Raw genomic sequence first — 22,767 nt, forward strand, 5'->3', positions numbered from 1 at the left:
TCGGATGGAGAAACTCAAAGCCAAGCAGCGCCACTTCAGTCCATCGAGAGCAGCACTACCACTGCACGCGGCGGCACCCGCCACGCCTCATCTTCGTCCTCGATCAGCGCCTCGCAGGCGCTCGCCACGCGCCAACGGCGCGCTTGCCACATCGGCGGCACCATCAGCGGGATGGACGCCACGCCACGATGGAAGATCAGCAGCGCCCGCTCGCCCAGGCTCAGCTGCAGGGTCTCGCCGGCCGGGTCCCGCCAGGCCTCGGCACTCATCGCGCGCCCGTCGCCATCGAACCAGGCGACCTGGTCGGGAGACCACCAGTCGCGCCCCCGCGCATCGACCAGCTCGCCGCGCAGCCGCACCATCGCCGCGAGCCAATCGATCAGCGCAGGCGGCCGCTCGGGCCAATCCAGCCAGCCGATCGGGTTGTCCTGACAGTAGGCGTTGTTGTTGCCACTCTGGCCATTGGCGAACTCGTCCCCACCGAGCAGCATCGGCGTGCCGTGGGCGAGCAGCAGGGTGGAGAGCAGCGCGCGACGGGAGCAATCCCGCGCCTCGGCTGTCGCCGCGTCAGCGGTGTAGCCCTCGATCCCATGATTGGCGGAGAAGTTATTGCCGTGGCCATCCCGCCCCTGCTCACCATTGTCCTGGTTGTGGCGCTGGTCGAAACAGAGCAGGTCGTGGAGCGTGAACCCGTCATGACTGGTGAGCAGGTTGATCGAGGTCCAGGGAGCCCGACCATGATGATCGAAGAAGTCGCTGGAACCCGCCAGCCGGGTGGCGAACTCGTCGCGGGCAATATCGCCGGTGAGCCAGAACCGCCGCACCGCGTCGCGAAAGCGGTCGTTCCATTCACCGAATGGAAAAGGGAAGCCGCCGAGGCGATAGCCATCGGGGCCCAGGTCCCAAGGCTCAGTGATCAGCTTGCAGGCCGAAAGCACGGGATCCTGGCGAATCGCGCTGAGCAGCGGCGCCTGGGCGGTGAATCCGGGTGTGCGTCCAAGGGCGACGCCCAGGTCGAAGCGAAAACCGTCGACGTGGCAGAGCTCGACCCAGCTGCGCAGGCACTCCATCACCCAGCGCACCGCCTCCCCTCGATCGAGCCGCAGGGCATTGCCACAGCCGCTCCAGTCGCATGGCGCTCCACGCTGGTCGAGCCAATAGGCATGGCGATTGTCGATGCCGCGCAGCGATAGCGTCGGCCCCTCGGCATCGAGCTCGGCGCTATGGTTGAACACCACATCGAGGATCACCTCGATCCCCGCCGCGTGAAGCGCGCGCACCGCCAGCCGGAACTCGTCGAGCGGCGACAGGCCGTCTCGTCCACTGGCGTGCCGGGGGTCGAGCGCGAACGGGGCGAGCACGTTGTAGCCCCAGTAGTTGGATAATCCCAAACGGCGTAGCCGGGGCTCGTCGGTGCCATGCTGGACCGGCAGCAGCTCGAGGGTGGTGACGCCGAGACGCTTGAGGTGATCGATCACCGCCGCCTCGCCGAGCGCGGCGTAGCTGCCGCGCAGCTTAGGCTCGACGCCGGGGAAGGATTGGGTCAGGCCACGGACGTGGGCCTCGTAGATCAGCGTATCGGACCACGGCACCCGAGGGGGGCGATCACCCTCCCAGTCGAAACCGGTATCGACCACCAGGCAGCGCGGCAAGCAGGGCGCGCTGTCGCGAGGATCGGGGGATGCGGCGCCATCTTCGAGGCGCGGATCATCGAGCACCTCGCCGACGAGCGCCAGCGCGCAGGGGTCGATCAACAGCTTGGCGGGATTGAAGCGCAATCCTTGGTCGGGCGCCCAGCGGCCATGGACACGAAAAGCGTAGCGCTGTCCCGGCGCCACGCCTGCAAGATAGCCATGGTGGCAAGCGCCGCTGCGTCCTGGCAGGCGGTATCGGGTCTCGACTCCTTCGGCGTCGAACAGGCAAAGCTCGACCCAGTCGGCGTCGGGCGCTTGCAAGACGAAATTGGTGCCGCGGCCATCGAAACGTGCACCGAGACGCCTGTCACTCCCCCACTCGATGACGGCTACGCTCACAGACCCTCCTCTGACCGCAGGGGCGACCAAGGTCGTGGAGCCGAGCATAACCAATGTGATGGAACCTAACCAGCGCATCTCCCTGACCTATCCTTTGGTCTAACCAACCAGCGATTCATCCCACCTCCAGCGTCCGAAGGATTGCTAATCTTTCCGACTTTGCCCGCCAAGGTTGTCGACAATCACGACCAAACCCGCCGAAACGCTGCTAAAGCAACCAACGATGGCCGGTAACTCATTGATAATTTGATTTACAGCGGCAGAGATTTCTATTTTCGGAAACCATTTTTATTTTAAAACTCGATCGTATAGGCTGCATTTGTCGACAACGACAGAGTGTAAGAATCGCTGTCACAGCAAGAAAATTACGAGAAAATATGCCTTATCCAGCCTATATGCTGGAAAATTGGCGGCATTTCCGGAGCTCACCGCCATCCACGGCCGTGACGTATGAGCGGCCCACTCAGGTCAGAAGAAATAAAATAGAAACATATTCCACATTACGGAAACCAAACGATCCACATGGGAGACCGACGGATGACCGACACACTCCAGCAGCAGATCGATAGGCTCCAGCAGAGCTGGGACACTCCCCGTTGGCAGGACATTCAACGCCCTTTCGACGCCGCCAAGGTGATCGAGCTGCGTGGTTCGGTGGTACCTGCCTGCACCCTCGCAAACCGTGGCGCAGAGCGCCTCTGGACCGCGCTCCATGGAGATTCGCGCAAGGGCTACATCAATGCCCTCGGTGCACTCACCGGCGGCCAGGCGCTGCAGCAGGCCAAGGCTGGTATCGAGGCGATCTATCTCTCCGGCTGGCAGGTCGCCGCCGATGCCAACCTAGCCGGTGAAATGTATCCGGACCAATCCCTCTACCCGGCCAACTCGGTGCCCGCGGTGGTCGACAAGATCAACCGCACCTTCCGCCGCGCCGACCAGATCCAATGGGCCAGCGGCAAGCGCCCGGGAGACGAGGACTACATCGACTACTTCCTGCCGATCGTCGCCGATGCGGAGGCCGGCTTCGGCGGGGTACTCAATGCCTTCGAACTGATGAAGTCGATGATCGAGGCCGGCGCTGCCGCCGTGCACTTCGAGGACCAGCTGGCAGCGGTGAAGAAATGCGGCCACATGGGCGGCAAGGTGCTGGTACCGACCCAGGAAGCGGTGCAGAAGCTCGTGGCCGCCCGCCTCGCCGCCGACGTGCTCGGCACCAGTACGCTGGTCATCGCCCGCACCGATGCCGACGCGGCGGACCTGCTGACATCGGACTGCGACCCCAACGACCGACCGTTTCTCACCGGTGAGCGCACTGCCGAGGGCTTCTTCCGCACCGAGGCCGGCATCGACCAGGCGATCAGCCGCGGGCTGGCCTACGCCCCTTATGCCGACCTGGTCTGGTGCGAGACCTCGAAGCCGGATCTCGACCAAGCGCAGCGCTTCGCCGAGGCGATCCACGCCAAGTTCCCCGGCAAACTGCTGGCCTACAACTGCTCGCCCTCGTTCAACTGGAAACGCAACCTGGACGACGCCACTATCGCCCGCTTCCAGGCGGCGCTTGCCGAGATGGGCTATCGCTTCCAGTTCATCACCTTGGCCGGCATTCACAGCATGTGGTTCAACATGTTCGATCTCGCCCATGCCTATGCGCGTGGCGAGGGGATGAAGCACTACGTGGAGAAGGTCCAGCAGCCGGAGTTCGCCGCCCAACCGCTCGGCTACAGCTTCGTCTCCCACCAACAGGAGGTGGGCACCGGCTACTTCGACAAGCTCACCAACCTGATCCAAGGGGGCAGCTCCTCGGTGACCGCGCTCGATCGGTCGACCGAAGCCGAACAGTTCTAGGTTTCGCCCACTGGTTCGGCGGGTGAAGCTGGGACAAGTCGATGGCTCCTGTACGAACGCCGCCCCTCCATCGGGCCGGCGTTCGCCGTTGCGCTCAGGGAGGACGAGGAATGCAGCTGGAACACTTGATCGCGCAGACCATCCTGCAAGGGTTCGATGCCCAGTACGGACGCTTCCTCGAAGTGACCGCCGGTGCCCAGCGCCGCTTCGAGTCGCGCGACTGGCACGCGGTGCAGGCGGCGATGAAAAAGCGCATCCATCTCTACGACCATCACGTCGGTCTGGTGGTCGAGCAGCTGCGCCGGATCATGCGCGGCAAGTGCGTGCCGCTTTCGCGCATGCCAAGGATCAAGAAGCTCTACACCGAACTGCTGCCGGACTATCCCCGCTTCGAGATCGCCGAGAGCTTCTTCAACTCGGTGCATTGCCGGCTGTTCGACCACCGCGAGCTGGACCAGACCCACATGTTTCTCGAGAGCTCCCAGCCCCGCGCGCGCTTCGAGGAATTCCCTCGTCCGCTGGCCCGAGAGCTTCCCGTCGGCGACGCTTTGCAACGAACGCTGCGCGGGCTGCTCGAAGGGCTCGCATTGCGCAAGCCCTGGGAGGACCTAGAACGCGATGCGGGGCTTGTGGCCGAGACGCTGGCCGAGCGCTTCGGCGAATCACTGACCGGTGCCCGGATCGAGGCATGCAACGAGCTCTTCTTTCGCAACAAGGCCGCCTGGCTGATCGCCAAGCTGAGGCTCGGCAACGGCGAGACCCATCCGCTGCTGCTGCCTATCCACATCGATCCCGAAAGCAGGCTCTCGGTCGACGCCTGCCTTACCGATAGCGCCCAGGCCAGCATCGTCTTCGGCTTTGCCCGTGCCTATTTCATGGTCTATGCGCCGCTGCCGGCGGCCCTGGTCGCTTGGCTGCGCGAGATCCTGCCGAGCAAGACCACCGCCGAGCTCTACTCGGCGATCGGCTGCCAGAAGCACGGCAAGACCGAGTGCCATCGCGAGTACCTGGCCGCCGTCGCCAGCAGCGAGGAGCGTTTCGAACTGGCCCCCGGCACCGCGGGGATGGTGATGCTGGTCTTCGTGCTGCCAGGCTACGAGCGGGTGTTCAAGGTGATACGCGACCGCTTCGCCCCACCCAAGGAGGTCACCCCCGCACGCGTCAGGGAGTGCTATCGGCTGGTCAAGGAGCACGACCGTGTCGGCCGGATGGCGGACACCCAGGAGTACGAACATTTCGTCTTCGACAAGCGCAGGCTTTCGCCGGCACTGCTCGAGGAACTGCGCCGGGAGGTTCCAAGCAAGCTGGAGGAAAGCGACGATCAGGTGGTGATCTCGCATCTCTATATAGAACGCAGGATGACCCCACTGAATCTCTATCTTCGCGATGCGGACCCAGCCCAGGCGCTGGGCGTGGTGGAGGAGTACGGCCTGGCGATCAAGCAGCTCGCCGCGGCGAACATCTTCCCGGGCGACATGCTGACCAAGAACTTCGGCGTCACGCGCCATGGCCGGGTGGTGTTCTACGACTACGACGAGATTCGCTACATGACCGAGATCAACTTCCGCGAGATCCCGCCGCCGCGCTATCCGGAGGACGAGTTCGCCAGCGAGCCCTGGTACAGCGTCGGTGCCGATGACGTCTTCCCCGAGGAGTTCCGCCACTTCTTGCTCACCACCCCGGCATTCAAGGCCCACTTCGGGCGCCTCCATGGCGAGCTGTTCCGAGCCGACTACTGGCGCGGCCTGCAACAGCGCATCGAACAGGGCCACATCGAGGATGTCTTCGCCTACCCGCAGGCGCAGCGCCTGCGACATCGCCATCCACCCGCGCTCGCAGCGCAGGCGGAGCTTGAAGCGCGCTCCTGAGCCAAGTCGCCCTGGCCGGTTCCAGCTGGGTCGAGCGGATATAAGAAGGTAAATAGCATATGGAATTTCATTCTTAGTCCTTTCGTGAAGGGGACGTTAGAGTGCCGCCCATTCATGCCAGACTGGCAAGTGTCCCCATTCCCCTTGGAACGAAGAGAGAACCCCATCGATGAGACTGCGCCACATTGCCGCCGTGCTCGCCATGACCGCGAGTGCGGCCCTGCTCGCTCCCACCACCCAGGCCGAGACCATCCGGGTCGGCATGTCGGGTGGCTACTATCCGTTCACCTTCGTGCGCCAGGATCAGCTCCAGGGGTTCGAGGTCGATGTGATGAACGCGGTGGGCGAGAAACTCGGCGACGAGGTGCAGTTCGTCACCGCTAGCTTCTCAGGCCTCGCCGGCATGCTCGACAGCGGGCGGATCGATACCATCGCCAACCAGATCACCATCACCCCTGAGCGCGAGGCCAAGTACCTGTTCACCCAGCCCTATGTCTATGACGGCGCCCAGCTGGGCGTGCGCAAGGGCAACGATTCGATCCACGGCCCGGAGGATCTCGACGGCAAGCGCGTGGCGGTCAACCTCGGTTCGAACTACGAGCAGCTGCTGCGCCAGCTCCCCAACGCCGACCGAATCGATATCCGCACCTACGACAGCGGGATCGAGCAGGATGTCGCGCTCGGCCGGGTCGACGCCTTCGTGATGGATCGCTCGAGCATCAGCGAGCTGATCAAATCCTCGCCGCTGCCGCTCGAACTCGCCGGCGAGCCTTTCTCGCGGATCGAGAATGCGCTGCCGTTTCGTAACGACGACGAGGGCCGCGCGCTGCGCGACCGGGTCGATCAGGCGCTGAGCGAGCTGCGAGAGGACGGCACGCTCAAGCAGATCTCCGAGCGCTGGATCGGCATCGACATCACCCAGGCGCCCTGACCGGTGTCGCTCGACTTCGACTACATGCTGGTGCTGGCGCCGATCCTGCTCGGCTACCTGCCGCTGACCCTGCAGATGGCGACCATCGCCATGGCGCTGGCGCTGGTACTGGCTTCGCTGCTGGCGATAGTACGGGTGCTGCGCACCCCGGTGCTCTACCAGGCGACGGGCTTGTTCATCTCGTTCTTCCGCGGCACGCCGCTGCTGGTGCAGCTGTTCCTGTTCTACTACGGGCTGCCCCAGGTGCTCTCCTTCATGACCCGGATCGACGGCGTGACCGCGGCGGTGATGGGGCTGACCCTGCACTTCTCGGCCTACATGGCGGAATCGATCCGTGCCGCGATCGTCGGCGTCGACAGGAGCCAGACCGACGCGGCGCTGTCGATCGGCATGACCCAGGCACAGATGATGCGTCGGATCGTGCTGCCCCAAGCGGTGCGGGTGGCGCTGCCGACGCTGGTCAACTACTTCATCGACATGATCAAGTCGACCTCGCTCGCTTTCACCCTGGGTGTCACCGAGATGATGGGCGCGACCCAGAAGGAAGCCGCCAGCAGCTTCCTCTACTTCGAAGCCTTCCTCACCGTGGCGGTGATCTATTGGGTGGTGGTCGAGACGCTCTCCTTCGTCCAGCGCCGCCTCGAGCGCTGGCTCGGCCGCGCCTACCGTCGCTGACCGGAGCATGATCCAGTGAATGAGAGCCTCAGATGATCGAACTTCGCGGGCTGACCAAGCGCTTCGGCGCCAACACCGTACTCGACGGCATCGACCTGGATATCGCCGAGGGCGAGATCGTGGTGGTGATCGGCCCTTCCGGTACCGGCAAGTCCACCCTGCTACGCTGTTTCAACCTGCTCGAACGCCCCGACGCCGGGCGGCTTACGATCGATGGACTGACGCTCGATCTGGCCCACTGCGACCGCCGGCAGGCCCTCGCGCTGCGGCGGCGCACCGCCTTCGTGTTCCAGAACTATGCGCTATTCGCCAACAAGAACGCGCTCGACAACATCGCCGAGCGGCTGATCATCGTCGACCGCCTGCCCAAGCGCGAGGCCCATGCCCGTGCCAGGGAGATTCTCGCCAGGGTCGGGCTCGCCAACCGCGAGACGAGCTATCCGAGCGCGCTCTCGGGCGGCCAGCAGCAGCGCATCGGAATTGGTCGCGCAATGGCCGCCAATGCGGCACTGATGCTGTTCGATGAGCCGACCTCGGCGCTCGACCCAGAGTGGGTCGATGAAGTGCTGGCGGTGATGAAGGACCTGGCGCTGGCGCGCCAGACCATGCTGGTGGTGACCCACGAGATGCGCTTCGCTCGCGATCTGGCCGACCGCGTGATCTTCATGGAGGGAGGGCGGATCGTCGAACAGGGCCCGCCGAGCGAGCTGTTCACCCGACCGGCGGACCCGCGCACCCGCGCCTTCCTGCGCAAGGTGCTACCGGATGCCGAGGTTTGAGCGCAGCCAGTTTTCTGCGATGAGCGCAGCCTAGGACGAGTGCAGCGCGACCCTCGCCTCGGGAGCGCCGCCGCCCCAGGCCCGGGTCAGCTCCTTGGCGGTCTGGATGGCCAGCGCCCCGATCTCGATCACCCGGTCGTCGGTGACCCGCGACACAGGTCCCGAGATCGAGATCGCCGCGAACGGCTCGCGATACTCGTTGAACAAGCAAGCGGCGACGCAGCGCAGGCCGAGCGCGTGCTCCTCATCGTCGAACGAGAAGCCCTGCTTGCGGATCATCGACAGGTTGGCCTTGAGCGTCTTCGGCGTGGTCAGCGTGTGCGGCGTGTAGGCGTGCATGCCCTTGCGATGGAGCAGCTGGGTGAGGCGCTCGTCGTCAAGCGTCGAGAGCAGCGCCTTGCCCGCCCCGGAGGCGTGCATCGGCAGCTTGCCGCCGATCGAGGCGGACATCCGCATCAGCTGGTTGCACTGCACCTGATCGATGATGATCGCATCGAAATTGACCCGATCGAGCACCGCCAGGTTGACCGTCTCGCCCGAGCGCTCCATCAGCGTGCGCAGCTTCGGATGGACCATCGCCAGCAGGTTGCGGCTGTCGAGGAAGCTGGCGCCGACGATGAACGCCCGGGGGCCTATCGCCCACAGGCCAAGGTCACCCACCTGCCTGACGAACTCCTGCTGGGCCAGGGTGGTGAGCAGCCGATGGGTGGTCGAATTGGCCAGTCCAGCGCGCTGGGCGAGTTCGGTCAACGCGATGCTGCCGTTCGCCTCGGCGATGTACTCGAGCAGTTTCATGCCGCGCGACAGCGACTGCACCTGACCGACTGGAGCGGCGGTAGCAGCGGCGGCGCGAGGCTTCTTGCCGCGCTTCGAGGTAGGAGTAGTCACCAAGGCAGGTCCTGCACACAGGGAATGAACGCGCGAGCCCCCATGATAGCGCCTCGCGCCGCCGGATTCGACCGGGCCGGAGCGCGGAGCGCGATCGGGCGCTGCGCCCCACGGTGCACCGCGTGACGCAACGAGCGCGCCACCGCTTGCGGGCCGGGCTCAAACCCCGAGGTGCCGGGCGACCAGTTCGTCGCTGAGTGACCCGATCGGCCCCTCGGCAACGTTGCGGCCGCGATCGATCAGCGCAAAGCGATCGGCATAGCGGCGGGCGAACGGAAGCTTCTGTTCGACCAGCAGCACGGTGAGCCCGTCCTCGTCGATCAACCGACGCAGTACCCGGCCGATCTCGGTGACGATGTTCGGCTGGATACCCTCTCCCGGCTCGTCGAGGATCAGCAGCCGAGGCGCCAGGGTCAGGGCGCGGGCGATCGCCAGCTGCTGCTGCTGGCCGCCGGAGAGATCGCCGCCGCGCCGCCCGCGCATCTCGAGCAGCACCGGGAAGAGTTCGTAGATCCGCTCGGGAATCCGCTTGGATCGCCCGATGCCCAGCCCCGTACGCAGGTTTTCCTCGACGCTGAGCAGCGGAAATATCTGCCGCCCCTGGGGTACGTAGCCGATACCGAGACGCGGGCGCGCCTCGATCGGCAGCCGAGAGATGTCGGCGCCATCGAACGAAATCCTGCCGCCGCGAATCGGTACCTCGCCCATCACCGCCTTCAGCAACGTGGTCTTGCCCACCCCATTGCGGCCGAGCACGCAGGTGCACTGCCGCTGCGCCACCTCGAGCTCGAGCCCCCAGAGGGTGTGGCTCTCACCGTAGAACTGTTCGATCTTGTCGATCGATAGCAACGCAGGCGAACTCATCGTACGAGCTCCTCTTCAGGGGCACCGAGATAGACTTCCGCCACCCTGGAATCCTTGGATACCTGATCCATCGTCCCCTCCGCCAGCACCCTCCCCTGGTGAAGCACGGTGACCTTGTTCGCGATCGAGCGCACGAAGCCCATGTCGTGCTCGACCACCACCACCGAATGGCGTCCGGCCAAGCCACGCAGCAGCTCGGCGGTACGCGCCATTTCTCGCTCGGTCATTCCCGCCACCGGCTCATCGACCAGCAAAAGACGCGGGCGCTGCATCAGCAGCATGCCGATCTCGAGCCACTGCTTCTGCCCGTGGGAGAGCACGCCTGCGGCGCGATCACGCTGCTCGGTGAGCTGGATCAGCTCCAGCGTCTCCTCGATCCGCTCGCGCGCCTGGGCATCGAGCCGGGCGACCAGGCTCGGCCACAGCCGCTTGTCGCCGGCGCCCGCGAGCTCGAGGTTCTCGAACACGCTGAGCGCCTCGAACACGGTGGGCTTCTGGAACTTGCGACCGATGCCGAGCGTCGCGATCTGCGGCTCGTCGAGGCGCAGCAGGTCATGACGGGTGCCGAACCAGACCTCGCCGCTGTCCGGGCGGGTCTTGCCGGTGATGATGTCCATCATCGTCGTCTTGCCCGCACCGTTGGGACCGATGATGCAGCGCAGTTCGCCGTCGTCGATGGTCAGCGACAGGCGGTCGATCGCCTTGAATCCATCGAAGCTGACGCTGACCTCGTCGAGATAGAGGATCGGCCCATGACGCACGTCGACCGGTGATTCACGGGGCTTGAGGAAGTCGAACACCCGGTCCCGCTGGATCAATGAGGAGAGCGGCTTCATGTCAACGCCTCCCGATCCTCGTCCCGCTTGGCGCTCTTGCGCCTGCGCAGCTGTGCGAGCAGCCCAGCGATCCCTTGGGGCAGCAGCAAAGTGGCGGCGACGAACAGGCCACCGAGGACGAACAGCCAGGCATCCGGCATCGCGCTGGTCAGCCAGGTCTTGGCGTAGTTGACCACGAGCGCGCCGATCACCGCGCCGTAGAGCGTCGCGCGACCGCCGAGCGCGACCCACACCACCAGTTCGATCGAGAACAGCGGAGAGAACTCGTTGGGGTTGATGATTCCCACCTGGGGCACGTAGAGGGCGCCGGCGAGCCCGGCCAGCATCGCCGAAACGACGAACACGTAGAGCTGCACGCGTTCGACTCGGTAGCCGAGAAAGCGCACCCGGTTCGAGGCGTCGCGAACCGCCACCCCGACGCGACCGAGACGGCTGCAAATCAACGCGCGACAGACCAGGTAGCCGAACATCAGCGCGACGCCGGAGGCGATGAACAACCCCAGCCGGGTCGACCCCTGGCGCAGGTCGAAACCAAGCAGCTCGCGGAAGTCGGTGAGCCCGTTGTTGCCACCGAAGCCCATCTCGTTGCGCAGGAAGGCGAGCATCAACGCAAAGGTCAGCGCCTGGGTGATGATCGAGAGATAGACCCCCGAGACCCGCGAACGAAAGGCGAAGTAACCGAACGCGAAGGCCAGGAGCCCTGGCACCAGCAGCGCCATGACCAGGGCGAACCAGAACATGTCGAAGCCATGCCAGTACCACGGCAGCCGGTCCCAGTTGAGGAACACCATGAAGTCCGGCAGCTCCGGGTTGCCATAGACGCCCCGCTCGCCGATACCACGCATCAGGTACATCCCCATCGCGTAGCCGCCGAGGGCGAAGAACGCCCCGTGCCCGAGGCTCAGTACCCCGAGATAGCCCCACACCAGGTCCAGGGCGACGGCGAGCAGCGCATAGCAGAGATACTTGCCGAGCAGGTTCACGGTGTAGGCGGAGACGTGCAGCGGATGGCCCGCCGGCAGCGCCAGGTGGAGCATGGTCACCAGCGCCAGCGCCGCGCAGACGCTGAACAGGAACACCTGGGTGGAACGCTCATGCCAGGGGCGCACCAGCCAGCCATGGGCCATGCCGGCCCGCTTGGCGGCGAAATCTTCCGACATCGGTCAACCCTCCGCGGCACGGCCCTTCTGCGGGAAGAGTCCGCGCGGGCGTTTCTGGATGAAAAGGATGATGAACACCAGCACCGCGATCTTCGCCAGCACCGCACCGACCCAAGGTTCGAGCCACTGGTTGACGATCCCGAGCGAGAGCCCGGCGACCAGCGTGCCCCAGAGATTCCCCACCCCACCGAACACCACCACCATGAAGGAATCGATGATGTAGTTCTGGCCCATGCTCGGGCCTACGTTGGTGAGCTGCGACAGCGCCACTCCGGCGAGCCCGGCGACCCCGGAGCCGAGGGCGAAGGTGAGCAGGTCCACGCGCGAGGCGCGAATCCCCATCGCCCGGGCCATCGCGCGGTTCTGGGTCACCGCGCGCACCTCGAGCCCGAGCCGGGTGGCGCGCATCACCGCGAGCAGCGCAAGGAATACCAGGGCTGCGAACAGCATCACGTAGAGCCGGTTGAGGGTCAGCGACAGGCCGTCGATCACCATCACTGAACCGCTCATCCATTCCGGCGTGACCACGCTGCGGTTTTGCGGCGAGATCATCGTGCGCACCAGCTGCTGCAGGATCAGGCTGACCCCGAAAGTGGCGAGCAGGGTCTCCAGCGGGCGCCCCTTGAGATAGCGGATCACGCCACGCTCGAGCACGATGCCGACCAGTGCCGAGACCAGGAATCCAGCCGGGATCGCCAGCAGCACCGCGAGCCCCGGCTGGCCCGGCAGCCATTGCTGCAGCATCCAGGTGGTGTAGGCGCCGAGCATGATCAGCTCGCCATGGGCCATGTTGATCACCCCCATCACACCGAAGGTGATCGCAAGCCCTATCGCCGCCAGCACCAGCACCGAGCCCATGCTCAGGCCGAAGAACAGCTGCTGCAGCCAGCGATTGATCTCGGCACGTCGCTCGATCTCCCCCAGCGCCTGCTGCGCGGCGGCGGCCATCTGCGCATCGCCGCTCTGCGCCGCGCGGGTCAGGGCGAGGCGCACGGCGTTGTCCTGGCTGCCACGCAGCGCTTCGATCGCGGTCACATCACCGCGCTCCAGCCTGGGCAACGCCAGCGCTCGCTCGAGCGCGGCGCGCACGCTCTCGTCTTCTTCACCCTCGAGCCGCGCCTCGATCAAGCTGACGAGGTCGTCGTCGACGCGGCCGAACAGCCCGGCCGCTGCGGCGCGACGCACGGCGGGATCCTCGGCGGAAAGGTCGAGAGTGGCGATCGCACCGCGCAGCTGTACGCGCAGTGCGTTGTTGATCGGAATTCGTTTGAGCTCGCGCCGCTCGATCGTGCCCATCGGCGCGCCGTCGAGCGCCGCCCTGGCCTCGAGGGAGCGTCCACTGGTCGAGGCGACGATCACCAGCGTCCCGTCGCCTGCGAGTTGGAGACGGCCGTCGAGCATCGCTTCGAGCCATTCGCCCGCGCGTGGCGTCCCGCTCGCGGCGACTGAGTTGATCGCCTCGCTCTTGTCGTTGAACGAACCGGTGCCGAGCGACTCGAGCAGTGCCGCGTCATCGGGCGACTGGGCATGCGCCTGCTGGCCGAGAATGACGACCATCAGGCAAGCACAGAGCCCGAGCAGCGCGAACAGCCTTGCGCCAGAGGAGGCGAATAAGGGCAGGGGGAAAAGCTTCATCGGTTTTCTCCGTGGGGTACCGCGCGGGGCGCAAGCGCCCCGCAACGGACTCACTCGGCGAGCGCGGCCTCGGCCTCTTGCGCAGCGGTACTGCCGCCACAGCTCATGGTCTGGACGTTGAGATTCCCGCAGCGCAGCGGTGCGCGCCAATCACTGATCAGGTCACGCGAGCCAGGCAGGAAGTCCGACCATTCGTCGCCGGCGACGGTCGAAGGCGTCTCCCAGACCACCTGGAACTGGCCATCGTCCTGGATCTCACCGATGAACACCGGCTTGGTGATGTGGTGGTTGGGCATCATCGCGGCATAGCCGCCAGAGAGGTTCGGCACGGTGACGCCGATGATCGCCTCCTTGACCGCGTCGACATCGGTGGTACCGGCTTTGCGCACCGCTTCGAGCCACATGTTGAAGCCGATGTAGTGCGCCTCCATCGGGTCGTTGGTCACCGCCGCATCGTCCTGCGTGTAGGCCTGCCATGCATCGACGAATTCCGCATTGGCGTCGGTGTCGATGCTCTGGAAGTAGTTCCATGCGGCGAGATGGCCGACCAAGGGACCGGTATCGATGCCGGAGAGCTCCTGCTCGCCGACCGAGAAAGCGATCACCGGGATGTCGGAGGCATCGACCCCCTGGTTGGCGAGCTCGAGGTAGAACGGCACGTTGGCGTCGCCGTTGATCGTCGAGACCACCGCGGTCGGCTTGCCCTGGGAACCGAACTGCTGGATCTGGGCGACGATGTTCTGCCAGTCCGAGTGTCCGAACGGGGTGTAGTTGATCATGATGTCTTCGTCCGCGATGCCGCGCTCGTCCTTGAGATAGGCCTCGAGGATGCGGTTGGCGGTACGCGGGTAGACGTAGTCCGTGCCGGCGAGCACGAAGCGCTCGATGCCGAGTTCGTCGATCAGGTAGTCGACCGCGGGGATCGCCTGCTGGTTGGGCGCCGCACCGGTATAGAAGACGTTCTGCGAGGACTCCTCGCCCTCGTACTGCACCGGGTAGAACAAAAGCCCATTGAGCTCCTCGACCACCGGCAGCATCGCCTTGCGCGAAACCGAGGTCCAGGCGCCGAAGATCACGTCGACCTGGTCCTGGGCCAGCAGCTGGCGCGCTTGTTCGGCGTACATCGGCCAGTTCGAGCCCGGGTCGACCACCACCGGCTGGAGTTGGCGCCCGAGCAGGCCACCTCGCTCGTTTTGCTGCTCGATCAGCATCAGCATCTCGTCTTTGAGCACCGTCTCGCTGATCGCCATGGTGCCGGAGAGCGAATGGAGAATGCCGACCTTGATCGGCCCTTGGTCCTGGGCGCTCGCCGGACCCGCCAGTCCCAGGCCCGTGCCGATTGCCAGGGCAAGGGTCGAGTTGCGCATCAGTGCACGCGTGATCATCGCTTGTCACCTCTGTTTTCTTTGTGGTTAGGGGTGTCGTCGAACATCGGCGCCCTCCCCTCCAAGGCGCCGGGCCAGGCTCAATCGCGCAACCGCTCGCGCGCGGCTTGCAGCATGTGCAAGGTAATCTTGCGCACCTCCGCCTTACTGATCTCGATGTGACTCTCGAGCAGCCGCTTGGCATGCTCACCGCGATGGCGCCTCAGCGCTTCGAGGATCTGCCCGTGCTCGTCGTAGGTCGCCTCGATGCGCGGCAGCTGGGTGAAGTCGAGCCGGCGAATGATGCTGATCTTCTCGCTGACATCGCGGTGCACCCGCGCCATCTCGGCGTTCCCGGAGGCCTCTACCAAGCCGATGTGGAACGCCTTGTCGACCTCGGCGAGCTGCGGGTCGCTACGGCGCTGATCTCTCGGCACGCACCAGATCTCGGCCAGCCGGTCGACCATCTCGGGCAAGTCGCTCAGGTTGGTCAACCGCTCGACGGCGGCGCATTCGAGCACGATGCGCAGGTCGTAGAGCTGCTCGAAATAGGCGAAGTCGAACGGCCTCACCTGCCAGCCGCTCTTGAACTGCACCTCGACGTAGCCTTCGCGGCCAAGCCGATGCAGCGCCTCGCGTACCGGCGTTCGCGAAACCTCCATGCGTGCGGCGACGTCGTTCTCGCTGAAGCGGTCTCCGGGCATCAGCTCGAAATCGAACAGCATCCGCTTGATCCGCTGGTAGACCTGCTCGGCCAACGGCTCCCGCGCAGGCAGCTCGCGGGCGAAGCCGTGACGCGCGCCGCTCACGCGCGCTCCTCCTCATCCATCACTACCAGTACCTCGCCAGCGGCGACCTGCTGGCCCGGCCGGCAGCGCACCGCCTTGACCAGTCCGGCCACCGGGGCGTTGAGCGCGATCTCCATCTTCATCGCCTCGAGCACGATCAGCGGCTCACCCGCGGCGACCCGCTGTCCAGGCTCGACCAGTACTTTCCAGACGCTGCCGGTGATCTCCGCATGCAGCGCACGCCCATCGATCTGCTCCTCTACCTCGGGACGCTCGACCACCGCCGGGGGTGGGGCGATGTCGGCCTCCTGCCAGCGCGCCACTTCACGCTCGAAGGCCGCGCGCTGGTGGCGCTGGAAACCCTTGATCTCGGCGTCGTGCTGCTCGAGCAGGCGAGCGTAGTCGGCGAGATCGAAGTAGGTCGGTTCGATCTCGATGGCGTGGCGTCCGTGGCGGAACTCCTCGCGCAGATGATTGAGCTCGGATTCCGAGACCGGATGGAAGCGCACCTGGTCGAAGAACTTCAAAAGCCAAGGCTCGCCATGCTCGAACTGCACGTTGAGCAGGTGCTTGTTCCAGATCGGCAGCGTCCGCCCGACCAGCTGGTAGCCGCCTGGCGAGTCCATGCCGTAGATGCACATGTACATGCCACCGATGCCGACCGTGCCCTCGGCGGTGAAGGTGCGGGCCGGGTTGTACTTGGAACTGAGCAGGCGATGGCGCGGATCGACCGGCACCGCGCAGGGCGCGCCGAGGTAGACGTCACCGAGGCCGAGCACCATGTAGCTGGCGTCGAACACGATCCGTTCCACCTCCTCGCGCGAATCCAGACCGTTGATCCGGGCGATGAAGTCGACGTTGTTGGGCAGCCAGGGGGCTTCTGCGCGCACGGTCTCGGCATAGCGCTCGACCGCACCTAGGGTGGCGGAATCCTCGAACGCCAGCGGCAGATGTACGATCCGGGAGGGCACCCGCATGCTCTCGATCGGTGGAAGACCATCCTCGAGCGCCACCAGCCGTTCGATCAGTTCGTCCTGCGCGATCACCAAGGGATCGAAGCGCACCTGCAGCGAGCGCACGCCCGGGGCGAGCTCGGTCACCCCGGCGAAGCCGCCGGCGCGAATCGCCTCCATCAGCGCATGCAGGCGAAAACGCAGGCGCAGGTCGAGCAGATTGTCACCGTATTCGATCAGCACGTAGCGGTCGCCGGCACGGCGATAGTGAATCTCGGGACGATCGAGCAGCTCCGGCAGGTACGCCAGCAGCGTACGCGAGCGGTTGTCTTCGTCGGCCTCGAGCGCTGGAGCCGCGCAGTGCTCCAACCGGGCTGCCTCGGCGACCGGGGAGAGGGTCTCGATCTCGGCTTCCTGGACGCGACGCAGCTCGAGCGCGTCCTGATGACTGATCGGGACGAAGCGGATGGTGTCGCCCGGCTTGAGCTGGCCCACCTTCCAGAGCTCGGCCTCGCAGATCGTCACCGGGCAGACGAAGCCACCGAGGCTTGGACCGTCGTGGGTGAGGATCACCGGCATGTCGCCGGTGAAATTGACCGCGCCGATCGCATATTCGCAGTCATGGACGTTGGACGGGTGCAGCCCCGCCTCGCCGCCGTTGTCGCGCGCCCAGGTCGGGCGCGGCCCGATCAGCCGCACGCCGAGGCGGTTGGAGTTGTAGTGCACTTCCCAGTCGGTGGCGAAGAAGCGCTCGATCGATTCCGAGGTGAAGTAGTCCGGTGCGCCGTGCGGCCCGTAGAGAACACCGATGCGCCACTCGTTGCCGTATTCGGGCAGCAGGCTTGCGTCGAGCGCATGTGGCGCAGCGACCGGCGCCGGCGAGTCGCCCTCCACGCCTTCGCGGCCGATCGGCAGCCAGTCCCCCGCACGCAGCGTGCGCCCCGCATGCCCGCCGAACTGGCCGAGCACGAAGGTCGAGCGACTGCCGAGATAGCTCGGCACGTCGAAGCCACCGCGCACCGCGAGATAAGTACGACAGCCCGCCTGCGCCTTGCCGATCACCAGGGTATCGCCGGTCCGAACTGCGACCGGCGCCCAGAACGCGGCCTCGCGGCGCTCGCCTTCGGCATTCTCGATGTAGGCATCGCACGGGGCGCCGGTCAGGGCGATGACGCCCTCTGCGTGAAAGCGCACGGAGGGGCCGACCAGCGTGCATTCGAGTCCTGCGGCGTGGGGGTGGTTGCCGACGATTCGATTGCCCAGGCGGAAGGCACGATCGTCCATCGGTCCCGAGGGCGGCACGCCGACGTCCCAGTGGCCGAGCCGGCCGGGATAGTCCTGCACCGTGGTGTAGGTGCCGGGGGCGATCACTTCGACGCCGAAAGGGGAAAAGGCAAAGGTATCGAGGGCTCGGGTCGAGACCTCGCCGCGCTCGAAGTCGGGATCCCTCACCACCGCGCGCAGATAGTCGAGATTGGTGACGATACCTTGGATGCGAGTGGCATCGAGCGCTTGTCGCATCCGCGCCAGCGCCTCTTCGCGATCGGCACCGAAGGTGATCAACTTCGCGATCATCGGATCGAAGTGGCTCGACACTGAGCTTCCGCGCCCGATCCCGCTATCGATGCGCAGCCAGGAGGTGGCTTCGGGCCAGCGTACCTCGGTGAGCTCGCCGGCTGAGGGGCGAAAGTTCTTCGCCGGGTCTTCGGCGTAGAGGCGCACCTCGATCGCCGCGCCCTTCGGCGCGACCGTGGCGTCGAGCACCGAGGCGTCACCCGCGGCGATACGCAGCATCCATTCGACCAGGTCGAAGCCGGTGACCATCTCGGTGATCGGATGCTCGACCTGCAGCCGGGTGTTGACCTCGAGGAAGTAGAAGGCGTCGCGGGCTTGATCGTAGATGAACTCGACGGTGCCCGCGCTCTGGTAGGCCACCTCCTCCCCGAGCCTCACCGCGGCCTCGCACATCCGCTCGCGAGTGGCGGCAGGCAGCTTGGGCGCCGGGGTCTCTTCGACAACTTTCTGGTTGCGCCGCTGCAGCGAACAATCGCGCTCCCCCAGCGCGACCACACGGCCCCGACCGTCGCCGAAGATCTGTACTTCGACGTGGCGGGCGTGATCGATGAAACGCTCGAGAAATACACCGGCGTTGCTGAAGTAGCTCTGGCCCAGGCGGGTCACCGAATCGAACGCCGCTTCGAGCTCGGCGGCATCGGCGCAGCGGGTCAGCCCAATGCCGCCACCTCCAGCGGTGCTCTTCAGCATCACCGGATAGCCAAGCCGCTCGGCCTCCGCGAGGGCCTGGTCGCGATCGGCGAGCAGGCCGCTGCCCGGCGCCAGCGGCACGCCCGCCCGCTCGGCGATCTCACGGGCGGTGTGCTTGAGCCCGAAGCGGCGCATCTGGTCCGGCGTGGGACCGATGAAGACGATGCCCGCGGCGGCGCACTCGGTGGCGAATTCAGCGTTTTCGGACAGGAAACCGTAGCCTGGGATGATCGCCTCGCAGCCGCACGCCTTCGCCGCGGCGATGATCTTATCGCCACGCAGATAGCTCTGCGCCGCGCTCTCACCCTCGAGCGAAACCGCTTGGTCCGCGAGTTCGACGTGACGCGCATAGCGGTCGGGCTCGGCGAAGACCGCGACCGACTCTATGCCCAGCCGCTTCAAGGTGTGGATGATGCGGACCGCTATCTCCCCACGGTTCGCGATCAGGACTCGGGTGAACATGGTAATGATGTCTCCTGCTCGGGGCGGATCAGCGATTGGGGTCGGCGATGAAGGCGCGCCAACCACCATAGGCGGTGATGTCTCGGGCGCTGGGCAGTGCAGCGCCTTCGCAGATGAATCCCTTGACCCAGCGGCCGTCTTCGAGTTCGAGGTTGCCGATGCCGAGAGGCGCGGGAATTTCGGCGACGAACTCGCCGAAGCGCGCGGTGGGTACGTCCCACAGCTCGACGATGATCGCGCGGCCCTCCTCCCCATCCGCGCAGCGTGCAAGCCCAGGCTTCGGCGGCACGGTGCCGGCCAGGGCGTAGAGGCGATAGCGTGGGGCAGTCAGGGTCTGCTCGACCAGCCGTGCATCTCGGGTGACCAGCTGGAAGTTGAGCGGCATGCCGGTGAGATGGGCACCGACCACTGCGACGCGTACGCAGCCGGCAGCCTGCTCGACCTTTGCAACGCCCGGAGCAGGGCGCCCGGTGGCCCCCAGCGGTGCAGCCAGCGCCTGCTGCCAGCGGCGAGCGAAATGGGTCAGCGCACGGTCGTGCCAGGCCGGGGCGATCAGGGTGATGCCGGCGGGCAAGCCATCGCTGCGAAAGTCCGCGGGCAAGGCCAGGGCGCTGAGATCGGCCAGATTGGTGAAGTTGGTATAGGTGCCGAACTGGGCGTTGTAGGCCACCGGCTGCTCGGCCATTTCGGCGATGGTGCGAATGGTAGGTGAAGTCGGTACTACCAAGGCGTCGAGGTCGTCGAGGACCTGCCCGATCGTGCGGCTCAGTTCGGCGCGACGATACTCGGCCTTGAACACATCCAGAGCGCTGTAGGTGAAGCCCTCCTGGACGATGCCACGCACGGTCGGTTCGATCGCTTCGCTGTCGGTCTCGAGCAGCGCTTCTACGGCGACGGTGCGCTCGGCCACCCATGGGCCCTGGTAAAGCTCTGCGGCAAGCTTGGCGAAGGGGCCATAGTCGATCTCGATCAGCTCGGCGCCGAGTGCCTCGAGACGCGAAACCGCCGCCGCGAACGCCGCTTCGGCCTGGGTATCGCCGAAGAACTCCAGCTTGTCGGGAATGCCGAGCCTGGGCGCGATCGGCAGCGCCCCCGGGGCAGTGCCGGGGTGGCGCCTCGAATAGGGGTCCTGCGGATCGTAGCCACCGGCGATCTCGGCCACCGCCTCGGCATCCTCGGCCGTGAGCGCGAATACCGAGATGCAATCGAGGCTACGGCAGGCGGGCACCAGGCCACAGTTGGAGAACCAGCCGCGGGTCGGCTTGAGCCCGACGATATTGTTGAACCCAGCAGGCACCCGGCCAGAGCCTGCGGTGTCGGTGCCAAGCGAGAACGGCACCAGTCCGCGAGCGACTACGCTGGCAGAACCGGCGCTGGAACCACCGCTGACGTAGCGTGGATCGAAGGCATTGGTCACCGCGCCGTAGGGAGAGCGGGTGCCGACCAGGCCGGTGGCGAACTGATCGAGGTTGGTCTTACCGATCGCGATCGCACCCTGCGCCTGGAGCCGTGCAATCACCTCCGCGTCCTCGCTGGGAGCGTAGGCGAACTCGGGGCAGGCGGCGGTGGTGTCGAAGCCAACCACGTCGATATTGTCTTTCACCGCGAACGGCACACCGAACAGCGCAAGCTGCTCTCCGGCCGCACGGCGCGTTTCGAGCGCTTGCCAACGGGCTCTCAACCCATCGGTCGATAGCCTGGAGATCCAAGCGGTGTCATCGTCTGCGAGGCTCGCGAGCAGCGCTTCGAGACGCTCGAGCCCCCGTCCATCGAGTTGCCGCTCGCGCCATTCGCCGAGCGTCCAGCCGCGAAAGTCATCCATTCGATCATCTGCCATGCAATCTGGTATCCCAGCTTGAATAGCAGGAAGCGTGCCAGTTCTCGCGCAGCGCTACTGTAGTGGGAGTTCGGGCAGAAGAGAGGACGGAGAGTGGAACAGCAGACGGCGCAGAAATGGCGCGAGGCTACTGCCCAGGCGAACGTCCAGTCGCGCACCTATCGGGCGGATGAATGATATGCAATTCAAATTCGATTTTTGTGCACCGAACTCATGACATGCCTATGACGGTGTGCCGCCCTGCGCGGAATCGGTGCACTATCGCCAGACCTTGCTCCATGGACGCGCAGCCAGGATGGCGCGGGCACCATCCTGGCTGCGATATCCGGCCCGGCTCCGACGCTCGCTCTTTTTCGAAGGGAGTGCTAATCGGTCAGCATGTGCTTGTGGCGCAGCTGATCCAATTCACCGGTCAGCTCCATGCTCTCCAGGATGAAGTCGACGGTATCCTGCAAGCGCTCAGCATCCGCGGCCATCAGGTAAGCGAGCTGGCTGCGTGTGAAAGGCTGGTTGGCCAAAGGGGCGGCCAAGCGGTCATCGCTATTGGCATAGAAAATCGCCTCCGGGCTGTCGGTGATCATCACATCGACCTTCTTGGCCGCGACGGCTGGCGGGATATCCAGGTTGTTCTCGATCGAAACGACCTCGGCTCGCTGGATGTTCTCCCTCACGAATGCCTCGTTGGTGCCCCCTGGGTTGACCCCGATTCTGACATCAGCCTGGTCGATGTCTCCCAGCGAGGTGAAACGCCCGGCATTGTCGGCGTGTACCAGCGGGGTCTTGCCATAGGTCAGGTAGGGAATGGAAAAGCGAGCCTCGAGCTGTCGGGCGATGGTGCGACTGATACCTCCCATGCCGATATCGAAATTATTAGCCTTGAGATCATCCATCAGCGTCGGCCAACTGGTTTCGACGAACTCGAGCTTCAATCCCATCTTGCCGGCCATGAGCTCGGCCATCTCGATGTCGAAACCCTGATATTCCCCCTCATCCCGATAGGTGAAAGGCTTGTAGTCTCCCGTAGTGCCGACTCGGAGCGTGCCACTATCGAGTATGGCGTCGAGATCACGTGCCATCACGTTAAGGCTGGAGACCAATAACAGGGTCAAAAGGGCGAGTCGCAACATCGGGGAATCCTTCGCTTTATTGTGATTTCGGCCGCACTGATTCAGCGCGTGATGGCTGTTAAGCGCTCGCCAGTATTCAACCCCTCGGCAGCGGCGTCAACGCTGCCACCCTGAGCGCTCCGGCCCTTTTCCGCCGCCCCTCGCCGGGCACCCCTCGCCGGGCGCCCCATAAGTGAAAACCCCCGCACCAATCGGTGCGGGGGTCCTCGGGATGAATGCTTGACGATGACCTACTCTCACATGGGGAGACCCCACACTACCATCGGCGCTGAGCGGTTTCACTGCTGAGTTCGGCATGGGGTCAGGTGGGACCCGCTCGCTATGGTCGTCAAGCATATTCTGGCGCAAAGCCCGCCTATCCAGGCAAACTTCGCTGATTCGTGGATCATGCTGGCCGAGATCGTCTCGTCGTATCCGTTGCTTCGTCTTTCGATGACCTGACCACTTGGGGTTATAT

General features: G+C 65.3%; 16 protein-coding genes and 1 rRNA gene. 5 read left to right on the top strand and 12 right to left on the bottom strand.

Annotation, left to right across the window (positions count from 1 at the left end; translation table 11 throughout):
- Nucleotides 1-35: 35 nt before the first annotated feature.
- Nucleotides 36-2,033, bottom strand: a complete 1,998-nt coding sequence (glgX, locus tag Q376_RS0101000; RefSeq protein ID WP_211266572.1) for a glycogen debranching protein GlgX — start codon at nt 2,031-2,033, stop codon at nt 36-38.
- Between the two features lie 537 nt (nt 2,034-2,570).
- Here glgX and aceA point away from each other — a divergent pair.
- The 5 genes from aceA to Q376_RS0101025 all read left to right on the top strand — a co-directional run bounded on the left by aceA (nt 2,571) and on the right by Q376_RS0101025 (nt 8,131).
- Nucleotides 2,571-3,878, top strand: a complete 1,308-nt coding sequence (gene aceA / locus Q376_RS0101005) for an isocitrate lyase (RefSeq protein ID WP_027348715.1) — start codon at nt 2,571-2,573, stop codon at nt 3,876-3,878.
- Nucleotides 3,879-3,988: 110 nt separating this feature from the next.
- Nucleotides 3,989-5,746 (top strand): bifunctional isocitrate dehydrogenase kinase/phosphatase, encoded by a 1,758-nt coding sequence (gene aceK / locus Q376_RS0101010; RefSeq protein WP_027348716.1) that lies wholly within the window; start codon nt 3,989-3,991, stop codon nt 5,744-5,746.
- A gap of 169 nt (nt 5,747-5,915) precedes the next feature.
- Nucleotides 5,916-6,677, top strand: coding sequence for an amino acid ABC transporter substrate-binding protein (locus Q376_RS0101015; RefSeq protein WP_027348717.1), 762 nt, complete (start codon nt 5,916-5,918; stop codon nt 6,675-6,677).
- A gap of 24 nt (nt 6,678-6,701) precedes the next feature.
- Nucleotides 6,702-7,352 carry an amino acid ABC transporter permease gene (locus tag Q376_RS0101020; protein WP_043445628.1) on the top strand — a complete coding sequence of 217 codons (651 nt, stop codon included), beginning with the start codon at nt 6,702-6,704 and terminating at the stop codon, nt 7,350-7,352.
- Nucleotides 7,353-7,384: 32 nt separating this feature from the next.
- Nucleotides 7,385-8,131, top strand: a complete 747-nt coding sequence (locus Q376_RS0101025; protein ID WP_027348719.1) for an amino acid ABC transporter ATP-binding protein — start codon at nt 7,385-7,387, stop codon at nt 8,129-8,131.
- 30 nt (nt 8,132-8,161) lie between these two features.
- Here Q376_RS0101025 and iclR read toward each other — a convergent pair whose 3' ends face one another.
- The 11 genes from iclR to rrf form a co-directional block, all read right to left on the bottom strand.
- Nucleotides 8,162-9,019: a glyoxylate bypass operon transcriptional repressor IclR gene (iclR, locus tag Q376_RS0101030; RefSeq protein WP_027348720.1), complete on the bottom strand. Its 858-nt coding sequence runs from the start codon at nt 9,017-9,019 to the stop codon at nt 8,162-8,164.
- 159 nt (nt 9,020-9,178) lie between these two features.
- The gene (gene urtE, locus Q376_RS0101035; RefSeq protein WP_027348721.1) at nt 9,179-9,868 is read right to left on the bottom strand and encodes an urea ABC transporter ATP-binding subunit UrtE; all 690 of its coding nucleotides are present in this window, start codon (nt 9,866-9,868) and stop codon (nt 9,179-9,181) included.
- Between the two features lie 11 nt (nt 9,869-9,879).
- Nucleotides 9,880-10,719, bottom strand: coding sequence for an urea ABC transporter ATP-binding protein UrtD (gene urtD / locus Q376_RS0101040; RefSeq protein WP_027348722.1), 840 nt, complete (start codon nt 10,717-10,719; stop codon nt 9,880-9,882).
- Complete coding sequence (urtC, locus tag Q376_RS0101045; RefSeq protein ID WP_245598874.1) at nt 10,716-11,879, bottom strand: urea ABC transporter permease subunit UrtC; 1,164 nt, start codon at nt 11,877-11,879, stop codon at nt 10,716-10,718. The genes urtD and urtC overlap by 4 nt, the downstream gene beginning before the upstream one ends.
- A gap of 3 nt (nt 11,880-11,882) precedes the next feature.
- A complete protein-coding gene (gene urtB / locus Q376_RS0101050; protein ID WP_052364820.1) occupies nt 11,883-13,514 on the bottom strand; it encodes an urea ABC transporter permease subunit UrtB in 1,632 nt (543 codons plus the stop codon).
- A gap of 50 nt (nt 13,515-13,564) precedes the next feature.
- Nucleotides 13,565-14,881, bottom strand: coding sequence for an urea ABC transporter substrate-binding protein (urtA, locus tag Q376_RS0101055; RefSeq protein ID WP_411431769.1), 1,317 nt, complete (start codon nt 14,879-14,881; stop codon nt 13,565-13,567).
- 98 nt (nt 14,882-14,979) lie between these two features.
- Entirely contained in the window at nt 14,980-15,687 is a 708-nt protein-coding gene (locus Q376_RS0101060; RefSeq protein ID WP_245598875.1) for a GntR family transcriptional regulator, read from the bottom strand.
- On the bottom strand, nt 15,684-19,346 hold the full coding sequence (gene uca, locus Q376_RS0101065) for an urea carboxylase (protein ID WP_027348727.1): 3,663 nt from the start codon (nt 19,344-19,346) through the stop codon (nt 15,684-15,686). The genes Q376_RS0101060 and uca overlap by 4 nt, the downstream gene beginning before the upstream one ends.
- 28 nt (nt 19,347-19,374) lie before the next feature.
- Nucleotides 19,375-21,183, bottom strand: coding sequence for an allophanate hydrolase (gene atzF / locus Q376_RS0101070; RefSeq protein WP_155834080.1), 1,809 nt, complete (start codon nt 21,181-21,183; stop codon nt 19,375-19,377).
- Nucleotides 21,184-21,548: 365 nt separating this feature from the next.
- On the bottom strand, nt 21,549-22,310 hold the full coding sequence (locus Q376_RS0101075) for a transporter substrate-binding domain-containing protein (protein ID WP_027348729.1): 762 nt from the start codon (nt 22,308-22,310) through the stop codon (nt 21,549-21,551).
- A 217-nt stretch (nt 22,311-22,527) separates the two neighbouring features.
- Nucleotides 22,528-22,643, bottom strand: a 5S ribosomal RNA gene (gene rrf, locus Q376_RS0101080).
- Nucleotides 22,644-22,767: the final 124 nt, after the last annotated feature.

The sequence above is a fragment of the Halotalea alkalilenta DSM 17697 genome (genome assembly GCF_000621205.1).
GTDB lineage: Bacteria > Pseudomonadota > Gammaproteobacteria > Pseudomonadales > Halomonadaceae > Halotalea > Halotalea alkalilenta.

Coding starts and splice junctions, on each gene's coding strand:
- aceA (WP_027348715.1), top strand. CDS start 2,571: ATGACCGACACACTCCAGCAGCAGATCGATAGGCTCCAGCAGAGCTGG.
- aceK (WP_027348716.1), top strand. CDS start 3,989: ATGCAGCTGGAACACTTGATCGCGCAGACCATCCTGCAAGGGTTCGAT.
- Q376_RS0101015 (WP_027348717.1), top strand. CDS start 5,916: ATGAGACTGCGCCACATTGCCGCCGTGCTCGCCATGACCGCGAGTGCG.
- Q376_RS0101020 (WP_043445628.1), top strand. CDS start 6,702: ATGCTGGTGCTGGCGCCGATCCTGCTCGGCTACCTGCCGCTGACCCTG.
- Q376_RS0101025 (WP_027348719.1), top strand. CDS start 7,385: ATGATCGAACTTCGCGGGCTGACCAAGCGCTTCGGCGCCAACACCGTA.
- urtD (WP_027348722.1), bottom strand. CDS start 10,719: ATGAAGCCGCTCTCCTCATTGATCCAGCGGGACCGGGTGTTCGACTTC.
- urtC (WP_245598874.1), bottom strand. CDS start 11,879: ATGTCGGAAGATTTCGCCGCCAAGCGGGCCGGCATGGCCCATGGCTGG.
- urtB (WP_052364820.1), bottom strand. CDS start 13,514: ATGAAGCTTTTCCCCCTGCCCTTATTCGCCTCCTCTGGCGCAAGGCTG.
- urtA (WP_411431769.1), bottom strand. CDS start 14,881: ATGCGCAACTCGACCCTTGCCCTGGCAATCGGCACGGGCCTGGGACTG.
- uca (WP_027348727.1), bottom strand. CDS start 19,346: ATGTTCACCCGAGTCCTGATCGCGAACCGTGGGGAGATAGCGGTCCGC.
- atzF (WP_155834080.1), bottom strand. CDS start 21,183: ATGGCAGATGATCGAATGGATGACTTTCGCGGCTGGACGCTCGGCGAA.
- Q376_RS0101075 (WP_027348729.1), bottom strand. CDS start 22,310: ATGTTGCGACTCGCCCTTTTGACCCTGTTATTGGTCTCCAGCCTTAAC.